The 13937-nt window shown below is 73.8% G+C and carries 10 protein-coding genes; 6 read left to right on the forward strand and 4 right to left on the reverse strand.

The annotated features are described in order from the left end of the window. Nucleotides 1-23: 23 nt before the first annotated feature. From ACFP1K_RS39470 to mtrA, 3 genes are read right to left on the reverse strand one after another with little or no spacing between them, the layout of a single operon-like run. Nucleotides 24-1853 (reverse strand): LpqB family beta-propeller domain-containing protein, encoded by a 1830-nt coding sequence (locus ACFP1K_RS39470; RefSeq protein ID WP_380763416.1) that lies wholly within the window; start codon nt 1851-1853, stop codon nt 24-26. Then, nucleotides 1843-3603, reverse strand: coding sequence for an MtrAB system histidine kinase MtrB (gene mtrB / locus ACFP1K_RS39475; protein ID WP_380763418.1), 1761 nt, complete (start codon nt 3601-3603; stop codon nt 1843-1845). Before mtrB ends, ACFP1K_RS39470 begins: the two co-directional genes overlap by 11 nt. 31 nt (nt 3604-3634) lie before the next feature. Next, nucleotides 3635-4312, reverse strand: a complete 678-nt coding sequence (gene mtrA, locus ACFP1K_RS39480) for an MtrAB system response regulator MtrA (RefSeq protein ID WP_380763421.1) — start codon at nt 4310-4312, stop codon at nt 3635-3637. A 308-nt stretch (nt 4313-4620) separates the two neighbouring features. Between mtrA and ACFP1K_RS39485 the strand changes: the two genes are divergently transcribed. The 6 genes from ACFP1K_RS39485 to ACFP1K_RS39510 all read left to right on the forward strand — a co-directional run bounded on the left by ACFP1K_RS39485 (nt 4621) and on the right by ACFP1K_RS39510 (nt 12314). Then, on the forward strand, nt 4621-5994 hold the full coding sequence (locus ACFP1K_RS39485) for a DUF7544 domain-containing protein (protein ID WP_380763423.1): 1374 nt from the start codon (nt 4621-4623) through the stop codon (nt 5992-5994). Then, complete coding sequence (locus tag ACFP1K_RS39490) at nt 5991-6623, forward strand: DUF4129 domain-containing protein (protein ID WP_380763425.1); 633 nt, start codon at nt 5991-5993, stop codon at nt 6621-6623. Before ACFP1K_RS39485 ends, ACFP1K_RS39490 begins: the two co-directional genes overlap by 4 nt. Further along, complete coding sequence (locus ACFP1K_RS39495; RefSeq protein WP_380763427.1) at nt 6620-7801, forward strand: DUF4350 domain-containing protein; 1182 nt, start codon at nt 6620-6622, stop codon at nt 7799-7801. The genes ACFP1K_RS39490 and ACFP1K_RS39495 overlap by 4 nt, the downstream gene beginning before the upstream one ends. A gap of 335 nt (nt 7802-8136) precedes the next feature. Continuing rightward, the gene (locus ACFP1K_RS39500) at nt 8137-9090 is read left to right on the forward strand and encodes an AAA family ATPase (RefSeq protein WP_380763435.1); all 954 of its coding nucleotides are present in this window, start codon (nt 8137-8139) and stop codon (nt 9088-9090) included. Then, a complete protein-coding gene (locus ACFP1K_RS39505; protein WP_380763429.1) occupies nt 9090-10484 on the forward strand; it encodes a DUF58 domain-containing protein in 1395 nt (464 codons plus the stop codon). Before ACFP1K_RS39500 ends, ACFP1K_RS39505 begins: the two co-directional genes overlap by 1 nt. A 138-nt stretch (nt 10485-10622) precedes the next feature. Next, nucleotides 10623-12314, forward strand: coding sequence for a penicillin-binding transpeptidase domain-containing protein (locus ACFP1K_RS39510; RefSeq protein WP_380763431.1), 1692 nt, complete (start codon nt 10623-10625; stop codon nt 12312-12314). A gap of 47 nt (nt 12315-12361) precedes the next feature. On the opposite strand, the gene ACFP1K_RS39515 is transcribed toward ACFP1K_RS39510, so the two are convergent. Further along, a complete protein-coding gene (locus ACFP1K_RS39515; protein ID WP_380763433.1) occupies nt 12362-13351 on the reverse strand; it encodes a stage II sporulation protein M in 990 nt (329 codons plus the stop codon). Nucleotides 13352-13937 lie beyond the last annotated feature (586 nt).

Raw genomic sequence — 13937 nt, forward strand, 5'->3', positions numbered from 1 at the left:
GGGGCCGGGGGTGGGGTGGGGGGCTAGCCGAGGGGGTAGACGGGGGGGCCGGCGCCGTTTTTGACCAAGGTGGTCCACTGTTTCTTTTGGGGGTCCCAGGCGAGGATTTCGGAGTCGGCGGTGCCTGCTAGGACGGGGAGGGGGTCGGGGGCGGCGGTTATGGATTCGATGCGGGTGGCGGCTTTGGCGGTGTCGGCGCGGATGCCTTGGGTTACGGACCAGGGGGTCAGTTCGCGCTCGGACTTGTCCTTCGTGAGGACCAGGAGGGTGCTGGCGTCGCGCCAGGTTATGTCGCTGATCTCTTGGCCGTCTTTGGCGGGGACCAGGACGCGGAGGTTCTGGACCTGCATCTTGTCGCGGTCGATGGTGCCCACCAGGACGCGTTCGCCGTGGCCGTCGTCGGAGATCACGGCGACGCGGGCACCGTCGCGGGCGACGCGGAAGGCGGTGACGTCGGTGGGTTCGAGCTGGGGGGCGCCGACCGGGACGGGAGGGACGGAGGGGCTGCTGGAGCGGTAGACCTTGGAGGTGCCGCCTTCGTGGACGACGGACCAGACGAAGCCGTAGCGGTCCCAGGAGGGAGCGGTGGGCTTGGCGCCGGGAATCCAGCGCTGCCACTGGCTGCCGGGGGCGATGCCGCTGACCCAGACGCCGCCGTCCTGCGCCAGGGCGGCCACCTTGGGGGAGCGGTCGTTGGAGACGGCGAGGTCGGTGAAGCGCCTCCCCTGCTCGTCGCCGGGGCCGACCAGGACGGGGTTCTCACGGTCCTTGTCGATGATGTGAAGCTTGCCGTGCTTAAGGAAGTACGCCTGGGCGTCCCCGGACAGCACGTTGGGGTCGAACCGCTCGTAGTCGCGCGGGTCGATGACGAACGAGCCGCCGGGGAACTGCTCGCCGTTGACCCGGACCTCGATGCGCCGCGCCTCGGTCATCGGCTTGAGCGTCCAGGCCAGCTGAGCCGACAGCGCCTCCCGGTCGGCCGGCTCCCGTACCGAGGCGACGATGCCGTAGGTGAAGTCGATCACCACGACGTCGCCGTCCACCACCACGCTGTTCACGTCGACGTTGTTGCCGAACGCGGACCGGACGGCCCCGCGCAGCGGCCGGGTCGGGCCGGTGATCAGCCGGTGCACCAGCGACTTGGCGAGGCTCTCGCTGGGGTTGATCGGCACCCGCACCTGGTCCACCACGAGCCCCTCGGCGCCGGCGGCCGGGAAGGTCAGGTCGAACGGGCGGTAGGCGCGCTTGAAGTCGTCGTTGGACAGCAGCAGGCCCGGCGGCGCGGACGAGATGCGCCACTGCCCCGACACCTTGATCAGGGCGAAGTCCATGTTCAGCTCGGACGTCGACTCGCTCGGCACGTAGTGGCCGTCGCCGTCCACGGTGCCGAGCAGGGTGGTGCGCAGCGTCACCTGCACCTGCTGGACGCCGTCCCGCAGCGGGTCGCTGGTCAGGGACCGCTGGTCGTAGATGGTGACCGCGTCGAACGGGCTCCAGTTGCGCTGCGCCTCCCCGGTGAGGTACTTGCGGGCGACCGTGCGCACCGGGTCGTCGAAGCTGGCCGCGGCGGCGAGGAAGCCGTTGACGATGTCCTGCGGCGAGCCGTTCGGCTTGGGGTCGGCGGCCAGGATGCGGACGTACGGCTGGCTCAGCGGGTCCCCCTCGCTGGCGCCCCTGGCGGCGAAGATGTTGCCCCCGGGCGGCACGGTGGAGCAGGACACGCAGCCGAGCACCACCAGCAGGACGGCCAGGCAGAGCGGCCCGGCCGCGAGCGGCCGCCGGCGCGCGCCGGGACGGCCAGAAGCCGTGGGGCCGCCGGGCGGAGGGACGGGGCGCGCGGCGCTAGTCGCCATCGAAATGCCTTTCGATGGCCGGGGACAGCACCGGTGTGGCGGCGCCGCGCCAGTGGCGGCGCATCTCGATCTCCGGGGGCACCAGCGGCAGCGGCGACCCGCGCAGCTCGGAGCCCGCCTGGCGGGGCAGGGAGAGGCGGAACTGCGACCCCTCGCCGTGCACGCCCCAGGCCTGGAGCCAGCCGCCGTGCAGCAGGGCGTCCTCGCGGGAGATCGCCAGCCCGAGCCCGGTGCCGCCGATGGTGCGGGCCCGGGACGGGTCGGCGCGCCAGAAGCGGTCGAACACCATGGTCTCCTCGCCGGGCTTGAGCCCGACGCCGTGGTCGCGCACGGCCACCGCCACCGAGTCCCGGTCGGCGCCCAGGGTGACCACGATGTCGCGGCCCTCGCCGTGCTCGATGGCGTTGAACAGCAGGTTGCGCAGGATGCGCTCGACCCGCCGGCTGTCGACCTCGGCCATGCACGGCTCGTTGGGCAGCCGGAGGTCCAGCCGGGTCGCCTTGCGCTCGGCGAGCGGCTGGGAGTCGCCGACCGCCCGCAGCACCACGTCGCGCATGTCCACCGAGTCGATGTCCAGGGTGGCGGCGCCCGCGTCGTACCGGCTGATCTCCAGCAGGTCGGCCAGCATGGACTCGAAGCGGTTCAGCTGGGCCTGCATCAGCTCGGCCGACCGCGCGGCGGCGGGCTCGAAGTCCTCGCGGGCCTCGTACAGCAGGTCGGCGGCCATGCGGACCGTGGTCAGCGGGGTGCGCAACTCGTGGGAGACGTCCGAGACGAACTGCCGCTGGACGTGTGAGAGCTCCTCCAGCTGGTGGATCTTCAGCGCCAGGTTGGACGCCATCTCGTTGAACGACACCCCGAGCCGGGCCAGGTCGTCCTCGCCGCGGATGCGCAGCCGTTCCTCCAGCCGCCCGGCGGCGAGCCGTTCGGCGGCCTGGCGGGCCAGCCGCACCGGGGTGACGACCTGCCGGGTGACGAGGGACGCGACGGCGGCCAGCAGCAGCACCAGGGCCGCGCCCACCACGACCAGCCACTGCTGGACCGTGGACAGGGTGTGCACCTCGTCCTCGAGCGGGAAGAAGTGGTAGACCTCGTAGTCGCCGTACAGGGTGGGCACCAGCGCCCCGATGGCCAGCGCGGGCGCCCCCTTCTGCTCACCCGCGTAGTACAGCGAGGTGTACATCGCCTGGGGTGTGTCCTTGACCTGCCGCACCTTGTCGCGCAGCTTGGGCGTGACGCTGCGCGGGTCGATGTTGCCGGTGCCGCGGTCCTCGCCGACCCGGTCGGCGTTGAGGATCACCACGCCGTACCGCGACTCGGCGCGGCGGGCCAGTGCGTCCGCGGCCTGGTCGACCGCGCTGTCCATCAGGACGTCGCCGTCGCCGTCCGGCGCCGAGGCGGACTGCCGGCTCGGGGTCACGACGGTCTGGGCGAGATAGCTCGCCACGGTGGTGACGTTGGCCTGCGCCTCGGACGTGGCCGAGTTGACGCGGCCGCGCAGCACCGCGGTGTCGATCATCTGCATCAGGAAGAACCCGAGCACGGCCACCACGGTCATCGAGATGACCAGCGTGCTGGTGACCACCCTGAGCTGCAGGGAGCGCCGCCAGACCCGGCGGACCTTCCCGGCCGTGCGGCGGGCGCGCCTGCGCACCCCGCGCACGATCTGGCGCGGGGTGCGCCGCGCCTTCTTCTTCGGCTTCGGCCGCGCCGGGGCGCGGGTGCCGGAGGCAGGGGTCGGGGAGGACATGGGGAGGTCCGGGCCGGGGGCGGCGCGCGGCTTACGCCGGGCCGGCCTTGTAGCCCACGCCGCGGACGGTCACCACGATCTCCGGGTGCTCGGGGTCCTTCTCGATCTTGGCCCGCAGGCGCTGGACGTGGACGTTCACCAGGCGCGTGTCGGCCGCGTGGCGGTAGCCCCAGACCTGTTCCAGCAGCACCTCGCGGGTGAACACCTGGCGCGGCTTGCGGGCCAGCGCCACCAGCAGGTCGAACTCCAGCGGGGTCAGGTTGACCGTCTCGTCGCCGCGCTTGACCGAGTGGCCCGCCACGTCGATGGTGATGTCGCCGATCTGGAGCACCTCGGGGGTGGGCTCGTCGGTGCGGCGCAGCCGGGCGCGGACCCGGGCGACGAGCTCCTTGGGCTTGAACGGCTTGACGATGTAGTCGTCGGCCCCGGACTCGAGGCCGAGCACCACGTCGATGGTGTCGCTCTTGGCGGTGAGCATGACGATCGGCACGCCCGACTCGGCCCTGATGCGGCGGCACACGTCGATGCCGTCCGCGCCGGGCAGCATCAGATCGAGTAGCACCAGGTCGGGACGGGTGTCACGGAACGCGTCCAGCGCCTTGTCTCCATCGGATACGAACGACGGCTCGAAGCCCTCGCCCCGAAGGACAATGCCGAGCATCTCGGCGAGAGCGGCGTCGTCGTCGACGACCAGCACGCGTCCTTTCATGGCCCCTCATTCGTTATGCACAGCTGTATGGGAGTTCGAGGCGAATGCCGCACGACGGACCGAAGGCTACCCGCCGCTTCTCGCCGGGTGATAAACGATCGGACATTAGCTTCACCAAAAGCCGAATTTTAGGCGCAGGTTACGGACCAAGCCAATGATCTGGCCTGATGGGCCCGTCGCATGGCGTGGCGCGGGCCTCGCACCGTACCTTCCCAAGTCTGCGTCATGGGAAGCGGGTCCCGTCAACCGATGGCTCCATCCGTCGCCCGGCCGCCCCGGGCAGGGGCGCGACATGCCAGGATTGGGATATGTCAGACGGTCACGGCTCTCCTTCCAGCACACCCCCTGGCTGGGCGCAGAACCAGCCTCCGCCGTACGCCGCCCCGGGGCAGCAGCCGTGGACCGCTCCCGGCGACCCTCAGGACGCCGTTCCCCGAGGTCAGGGGCAGGCGCCGCCACCTGGCGGGCCCCCGCAGGGGGGCTACCCGCCGCCCGGCGGGCCTCCACAGGGCGGCTTTCCCCCGCCGGGGTACGGCCAGGGATACGGGCCGCCGCCCGGTTACGCGCCCCCCGGGCACGGCCAGCCGCAGGGTTACGGCCAGCCGCAGGGCGCCTACGGCCCGGGATACGGCTACCGGCCGCCGCCGCCCGCGCTGCGTCCCGGCATCATCCCGCTGCGCCCGCTCGGGCTCGGGGACATCCTGGACGGCACGATCAAGCTGATCCGGTCCAACCCCAAGGCCACGCTCGGGCTGTCGGCCATCGCCGCCGCGATCGGCACCCTGCCGGTGGCCGTCGGCCAGGCGATCTACTACGGGTCGATCGGCGACATGTTCACCGGCGACGCGATCCGGACGGACGCCGACGTTCCGATGGGCGGGCTCGCCTCGCAGCTCGGCGGGTCGCTGCTGTCGCTGATCGTGCAGTTCTTCCTGATCACCATCCTCACCGGCATCCTCACCCGGGTGCTCGGCCGCGCCGTGTTCGGCGGGAAGATCACCGTCGGGGAGGCCTGGCGGCTCACCCGGTCCCGGATCGGCCCGCTGATCGGGCTGTCCCTGCTCACCGCGCTCATCCTGGCCGTGCCGCTGATCGCCGTCGTGGCGCTCGTCGCGGTGCTGGTGGCCGGCGGGGCGGGCACCGGGACGTTCCTCGGCGTGGCGCTGCTGGGCGGGCTCCTCTACTTCTGCTACGCCCTGTTCATGACCGCGCACCTGTCGCTGGCCGCGCCCGCGGTGGTGCTGGAGGGGCGCGGCGTGATCGAGGCCGTCCGCAGGTCGTGGAGGCTGGTGAGCGGGTCGTTCTGGCGGGTGCTCGGCATCCTGCTGCTGACCTGGATCCTCACCGCGCTGCTCGGCGCGATCCTCTCGGTGCCGGTGGAGGTCCTCACCCTGGCGGTGTCGTTCGGCGGCCGCGGCGCGCTGTGGGCGACCGTGCTGACCACGGTGCTGATCGTCGTCGGCGGCGTCCTCAGCGCGATGATCACCTATCCCATCCAGGCCGGCGTCAACGGCCTGCTGTACACCGACCGCCGGATGCGCGCCGAGGCGTTCGACCTCGTGCTGCAGACCGCCGCCGTGGAGCAGCAGCGCCAGGGCTGGGTGCCCGCCTCCGCGGACGACCTGTGGCACCCCTCGCACGCCGCCGGCCCCGCCGGGACCACGCCCGCCGGAGCGCCGTGATCCTCGCCGTCCTGGACGACATCGGGCGCGACGAGGCGCGGCGCCGGGCCGTCGAGGAGCTCATCAGGCCGGAGTACCAGCAGGAGTCGCTGCTCGAACGCGCCATCCGGCTGATCCGCGAGTTCTTCGACCGGCTGATGGACAGCGCCCCCGGCGGAGTGCCGGGCGGCGTGCTCGCGCTGATCATCGTGATCGTCGTCGTCGGCGCGCTGATCGCGCTGATCGCCTGGCAGGGGCGCAAAGCGACCCGTGGCCGGCGGGCCGCGGCGGAGGCCCTGCTCGGCCCCGTGGAGCGCACCGCCGCCGAGCACCGCGCCGAGGCCGAGCGCCTGGCGGCCGAGTCGCGGTGGGCCGAGGCCATCCGGGAAAGGCTGCGCGCCATCGCCCGCGACCTGGAGCACCGGGCCGTCGTCACCCCGCAGCCCGGCCGCACGGCCGACGAGCTCGCCGAGGTGGCGGGCCGGGAGCTGCCCGCGTACGCGGCCCGGCTGGCGTCCGCCGCCCGCCTGTTCGACGAGGTCACCTACGGCGCCGCCGACGGCAGCGAGGACGGGTACCGCGCCATGGCCGGCCTCGACGACGACCTGCGCACCGCCAGGCCCGCCCTCGCCGCGGGAGGTGCCTCATGACCATCGCTCCCCCGCGGGAGGCCGCGACCTCCGCCTCCACCTCGCCCACCGCGCGGAGCCTGTGGCGGGGCGGGCGGGGCGTCGCCGTCGTCGGGGCCCTGATCCTGCTGGTGGCGGTGGTGACGGTGCTGTTCACCGGCACCTCCACCGAGGGCAGGCCGCTGGACCCGGCGGACACCACGCTGACCGGCAGCAAGGCGCTGGCCGAGATCCTGCGGCGGCAGGGGGTGCGGGTCGAGCGGGTCACCTCGGTCGAGGAGGCCGTGCGGCTGGACGGGGCCGACCGGCTGCTCCTGCTGTCCCCGGTGCCGCAGCTGTTCGCCCCCGACGCCCCGGAGAAGCTGGCCGCCACCAAGGCCGACCGCCTGCTCGTGGGCCAGGTCCCGGGGATGCCGCTGCTGGGCGGCGGCATCGTCGTCAAGGACAGCACGACGGTCGGCTCGCGGGCACCGCGCTGCGACCTTCCCGCCGCCGCCATGGCGGGCAGCGTCTACATCGGCGGGGTGACCTACACCACCCGGCAGACGCCGCCGAGGGCCTTCACCTGCTACCCGGACCGGCAGGGGCCGAGCCTGGCGCGCGTGTCCGGCGAGCGCACGGTGACCGCGGTCGGGGACGGCGCGTTCATGACCAACCAGCGTCTCGCCGAGGACGGCAACGCCGCGCTGGCGGTCAACCTCACCGGGGCGCGGCCGGTGCTGATCTGGCTGGTGCCGCCGGACGAGACACCCGGGGGCGCCGGGTCGGGGTCCGCGAGCCTTACCGACCTGCTGCCGCGCGGGATACCGTGGGCGGTGCTCCAGCTCCTCGTGGCCGTGCTGCTGGTCGCCCTCTGGCGGATGCGGCGCCTCGGGCCCGTCGTGGTCGAACGGCTGCCGGTGGTCGTCCGGGCGGCCGAGACCGTGGAGGGCCGCGGGCGCCTGTACCGGGCCCGGCGGGCGCGGGACCAGGCGGCGTTCGCGCTGCGGGCCGCCACCGCCGCGCGCCTCACGCCGCGGCTCGGCCTGACCGCGGACGCCACCCAAGAGCAGATCGCCGCCATCGCCGCCATGCGGACCGGGCGGGACCCATCGTGGGTCCGCGCGGTGATGTTCGGCCCCCCACCCTCCGACGACGCCGGGCTCGTGTCCCTGGCGGGTCACCTTGACACCTTGGAAAGGCAGGTACGAGAGCCGTGACCACACCTCCGCCGGGAGCCCCCCAGAGCGGACCCCCCGGCCCCTCCTGGCCCTCGGCCCCATCGGGCCCGGGCGCCGCGCACGGCTCCCCGCAGGATTCCGCGTACGGACCCCAGCAGGGCGGCCCGTACGGCGCCGGTCAGGGCGCGCCGTCCGGACCCGCCGGTCAGGGCCCATCGTCGGGACCCGCCGGTCAGGGCTCATCGTCCGGGCCAGGCGGTCAGGGCGCGCCGTCCGGGCCGGGCGACCAGAGGGCTTCGTACGGCTCCCAGATCGACCACGGCGCGTCGTACGGGTCCCCGACCGACCAGACGGCGTCCTACGCCTCTCCCGCCTTGTCGGGGGGCGCCGGGGCGCGGGAGGCGCTCGGGGCGTTGCGTACCGAGGTGGCCAAGGCCGTCGTCGGGCAGGACGCCGTGGTGACGGGACTGGTGATCGCGCTGCTGTGCCGGGGGCACGTGCTGCTCGAAGGCGTGCCCGGCGTCGCCAAGACGCTGCTGGTGCGCACGCTGGCCTCCACCCTGTCGCTGGAATTCAAGCGGGTGCAGTTCACCCCGGACCTGATGCCGGGCGACGTCACCGGCTCGCTGGTCTACGACGCGCGGACGGCGGAGTTCGCGTTCCGCGAGGGGCCGGTGTTCACCAACCTGCTGCTCGCCGACGAGATCAACCGCACGCCGCCGAAGACGCAGGCCGCGCTGCTGGAGGCGATGGAGGAGCGGCAGGTCAGCGTGGAGGGCTCGGCCCGCCAGCTGCCCGACCCGTTCGTGGTGGTCGCCACCCAGAACCCCATCGAGTACGAGGGCACCTACCAGCTCCCCGAGGCCCAGCTGGACCGGTTCCTGCTCAAGCTGACCGTGCCGCTGCCGCCCCGCGACCAGGAGATCGCCGTCCTGGAGCGGCACGCGCTCGGCTTCGACCCCAAGGACCTGTCGCACATCAAGCAGGTGGCCTCGGCCGCCGACCTCGCCGCGGGCCGCGCCGAGGTCGGCCGGGTGCACGTGGCCCCCGAGGTACTCGGCTACGTCGTGGACCTGGCCCGCGCGACCCGCATGTCGCCGTCGCTGCAGCTCGGCGTGTCCCCGCGTGGCGCCACCGCGCTGCTGGCCGCCGCCCGCGCCTGGGCCTGGCTGTCCGGCCGCGCCTACGTCACCCCGGACGACGTGAAGGCGCTGGCCAAGCCCGCGCTGCGGCACCGCGTCCAGCTGCGGCCCGAGGCCGAGCTCGAGGGCGCCACGGCGGACGGCCTGCTGGACGGCGTGCTCGCCTCGGTCCCGGTCCCGCGCTGATGGCCCTCACCGGCCGGGCGGGCCTGATCGCCGCGCTCGGCGCCGTCGGGGTGCTGTTCGCGCCGGACCCCGGCTTCGCGCTGCTCGGCCTGCTCCTGCTGGTGGCCGCGCTGATCGTGATCGACCTGCTGTTCGCGGGGAGCGTGCGCCCGCTGCGGTTCCGCAGGGGGGGCGAGCGGCTGGTACGGCTCGGCGGGCAGGTCGCCGTGGAGCTGATCGTGGAGAACCCCGGCGGGCGGCGGGTCCGCGGGGCGCTGCGGGACGCCTGGCCGCCCTCGGCGGGGGCGAGCCCGCGCGAGCAGCGGCTGGACGTGCCGTCCGGTGAGCGCCGGCGGCTGGTCACCACGCTGACGCCCACCCGGCGGGGCGACCGCGAGGCCGCGACGGTCACCGTGCGGTCCCTCGGCCCGCTCGGCGTCGCGGCCCGCCAGGGCTCGCACCACGTGCCGTGGACGGTGCGCGTGCTGCCGCCGTTCCTGAGCCGCAAGCACCTGCCCGCCAAGCTGGCCAGGCTGCGCGAGCTGGAGGGGCAGCACCCGGCGCTGGTGCGCGGGCAGGGCACCGAGTTCGACTCCCTGCGCGAGTACGTCGTGGGCGACGACGTGCGCTCCATCGACTGGCGGGCCAGCGCCCGCCGCGCGGACGTCGTCGTGCGCACCTGGCGCCCGGAACGCGACCGCCGCGTGCTCATCGTCCTGGACACGGGCCGCACCTCGGCCGGGCGCGTCGGCGTGGCACCCTTCCCCACCGGCGTACAGGGCATCCCGTCCGGCGCGCGGGGGGACACCGGGCCGCCCTTCCCGTCCGCCGCGGCGGCGCGGGGGGACGGCGGGTGGCCGCGGCTGGACTGGTCGATGGACGCGGCGCTGCTGCTGGCCGCGCTCGCCGGGCGGGCGGGCGACCGGGTGGACTTCCTCGCCTACGACCGCGCCGTCCGGGCGTGGACGACCGGGGGCGCGCGGGCGGACTCGCTGCCCGCGCTGGTCAACGTGATGGCGCCGATCGAGCCCGAGCTGGTCGAGGCCGACTCGGCGGGCATGGTGGCCGCCATCCTGTCCAGGGCCAAGCGGCGCTGCCTGGTGGTGCTGCTGACCGACCTGAACTCCACGGCCATGGACGAGGGCCTGCTCCAGGTGCTCCCCCAGCTCACCGCCCGCCACCTGGTGCTGGTGGCCGCCGTCGCGGACCCCCGGGTGGCCGAGATGGCCGCGGGCCGGGACACGGTGGAGCGCGTCTACGACGCCGCCGCCGCGGAACGCCTGCACGCCGACCGCGCCCGCCTGACCGCCCACCTGCGCCGTCACGCCTGCGAAGTGGTCGACGCCACCCCGGACGACCTGGCCCCGGCCCTGGCGGACGCCTACCTGGCCCTCAAGGCCGCGGGCCGGCTCTGAGCCCTCGGCGCGGGAACAGGCGCGTCCTCGTATCACGCTTCGGGTGGATATTTAGCACAAAGCCTGGCCTGTGGGGTTGGCACGCTTTACGCTCCTAATCCGCACAGATGCGACACGGGGACGGGCGGAGTTTGTCCGATGCGTGATCGATGGCCGTTGCTGATGGTGGCGGTGGTGGCGGTGATGGTCGTCATCGGGGTGGTCGTGCTGGCGGTCGCGCCGGACCCCGTCGCCAGGTCGGCGGAACGGCCGCTCAAGCCCAAGGGCGGCGCGCAGGGTGCCCCCGAGCAGGGGCGGGAGCTCACGCTCGAACCGCTCCCCGCCGAATCCACACCCGGCGTGCCGCCGTTCAGCCCCACCGCCCTGCCCTCGGCCCCGCCGTCCACGAGCCCGGTGTCCACCAGCCCGGTGTCCACCAGCCCGGCGTCCGCGCCGGCGGACGCCCCGGAGCCGGTGGCGGCGCGGTACTTCGCCGCCTGGCAGGCCGGGGACTTCGCCACCATGGCGTCGCTCGTCGACGGGCCTCCGGCCGACTTCGCCGACCGGCACCGGCGGTTCAGCGCCGACCTGCGGATCGCGTCGCTGTCCCTCAGCCCCGGCGTGCCCCGCCAGGTGGCCGAGAACGCCGCCGAGGCGCCCTTCCAGGGGGTGCGGGAGGTCACTGGGCTCGGAAGCTGGCCGTTCACGTCCGTGCTGCGCCTGACCCGCGTGGGAGGGCTGTGGAAGGTGCTCTGGGGGCCGGAGACCCTGCACCCCTCGCTCAGGGACGGCGGGGGGCTGCGGATCGTCGAGACCAAGGTGTCCCGGCCCGCGACGCTGACCCGCGACGGCACGCCGTTCCCCGCCGACAGCCGGGCGGGTGACTACTTCAGCGGCCTGAGCGCCAGTGAGACGCGGCTCTCACTGGAGGAGACGCCGTCGGGCAAGGTGCTGCTGGCGTCCCCCGAGCAGGTCGCCGGGGGCATCCGCGCCAGCGTCTCCCGGAGCGTGCAGTCCGCCGCCGCCCGGGCCCTGGACGGCGTCGCGCAGCCCGCGGCCGTCGTGGCGGTGGACGTGAAGTCCCGCGAGGTGCGGGCGGTGGCGGACACGCTGGGCGCCAAGGGGGCGTTCAACGGGCTGTACCCGCCGGGGTCGACGTTCAAGGTGGTGACCGCGGCGGCCCTGCTGCGCGGCGGGCTGTCGCCGCAGTCGCCGGTCGCCTGCCCCGGGACATACACCATCCCGAACGGGCGGAGCTTCACCAACGCCGACGGGGCCGACCACGGGACCGTGTCGCTCTCCACCGCCTTCGCGTTGTCGTGCAACACCACGTTCGCCCGGCTGTCCGCGGAGCGGCTGCGGGACGGCCAGTTGCGCGCCGAGGCGGCCGACCGGTTCGGGTTCCGGGAGAAGCCGGGGCTCAGCTCGTGCCGCATCCGGCCGCACACCACCGCCGACGAGCTCGGCGCGGACGCCCTCGGGCAGAACTCGGTGCAGGCCAGCCCGCTGTGCATGGCCGAGGTGGCGGCGGCGGTGGCGAGCGGGGTGTGGCGGCCCGCCGTGCTGACCCCCGGCGCGGACGGCGGGGCCTCGGTTCCGCTGGACGACGGGGTGGCCTCGTCGCTGCGGTCGATGATGGCGGCCGTGGTCACCGAGGGCACCGCCGCGCGGGCGGGGCTGCCGTCCGGCACGTCGGGGAAGACCGGCACCGCCGAGGTGGCCGGGGCGCGGACGCACGCGTGGTTCATCGGCTACCGCGACGGCCTGGCCTTCGCCGTCCTCGTGCGCAACGGCGGCGCGGGTGCCACGGCGGCGGCACCCATCGCCGCCAAGTTCCTCAAGGCGCTCTGAGGCGTCGTCCGCCGGCCGCCACAGGGGTGCGCGTTACCGCTGGGCCGTCAGCTCGACGGGGCCACGTCCGGGGCGCGTTCCATGTCGCCGCTGTGGCCCGCGCGCAGGGCGCGGCGGCCGAAGTACACGATGTAGCCCAGGAACGCGGCCTCGGCCAGCACGCCGATGCCGATCCTGGCCCAGGTGGGCAGGGGGGACGGGGTGACCAGCGCCTCGATCAGGCCGGACACCAGCAGCACGACCACCAGGCCGAGCGCGACGCTCACCACGGCCCTGCCCTGCTCGGCCAGCGCCTCGGCCCGGCGCCTCGGGCCCGGGTCGATGGCCGTCCAGCCGAGGCGCATGCCCACGGAGGCCGCCAGGAAGACGGCGGTCAGCTCCAGCAGGCCGTGCGGGGTGATCAGGCCGAAGAAGATGTCGAGCCGGTCGCGGGACGCCATCAGGCCGCCGGACACGCCGACGTTCACGGCGTTCTCCCACAGCACCCACGGGATGGGGATGCCGAGCACGACGGACATCGCGATGACCTGCAGGGACACCCAGGCGTTGTTGATCCACACCTGGCCGGCGAACGCGGCGGCGGGGTGCTCGGAGTAGTAGTCGGCGAAGTCGTGCTCCACCAGCTGCTTGATGCGCTCGGGGCTCGCGATGGCGGCCTGGACCTCGGGGTTGCGGGCGATCCAGATGCCCACGAGCAGGGACACGGCGAAGAAGATGACGGACGTCGCCAGCCACCACCAGCGCGCGCGGTACGCCACCACGGGAAACGACACCGTGAAGAACCGCCCGAACTCCCGCCACGCCGGGCTGTGCGCCCCCGTCACGGCCGAGCGCGCCCGCGCGACCAGCGCCGACAGCCGTCCCACCAGCAGCAGGTCCGAGCTTGATCGCACGATGGACAGATGCGTCGCCGCCCGCTGGTAGAGCTCGACCATCTCGTCCACCTCGGCACCGCTCAGCCCACGCCGATGCCTCACGAGCGTCTCCAGCCGGTCCCACTCCGGCTTGTGCGCGTTGACGAACGCGTCGATGTCCACGCCCAGAGCCTATTGCCCGCCGACCGGCCGTATCGCGTCCAGCCCATACGCGAGAGAGAAGGGATTGTGGGGGGATATGGCCGGCGCGACCTCTCCCTCGCGCGTCGGCCATACCCATTCCCACGTCGCGGACTAATGCCCCAGTAGTCCGCTGCGACCCTCAGTGCCCCTCATCGCCCGATGTATGCACACGACCCAAAAAAATCTCCAAAACAGCACCACGAACCCCCCCGGCGTCCAACCCGAACCCGACTTACTCGCAGGTGACGGCAACGGCACAGCCTCTTGGCGGGAGGCGGCGCCCCCACCATCCGACCCGGCGTCGAACCCGAACCCGACTTACCCGCACGTGGGGACAGCGGAACAGCCGCACCAGCAGGGGCGGCGATCCCATCGGCCGACTCGGCGGGACCCGCAGAGCCCACCAGGACCACGCGAACCCGCAGAGAGACCCCGTGATCCCTCAGAAGGGCGCCACGAACCCACCTGGCGTCGAACCCGAACCCGACTTACCCGCACGTGGGGACAGCGGAACAGCCGCACCAGCAGGGGCGGCGATCCCATCGGCCGACTCGGCGGGACCCGC

Origin of the sequence: Sphaerisporangium aureirubrum (genome assembly GCF_042658925.1) — a bacterium.
GTDB lineage: Bacteria > Actinomycetota > Actinomycetes > Streptosporangiales > Streptosporangiaceae > Sphaerisporangium > Sphaerisporangium aureirubrum.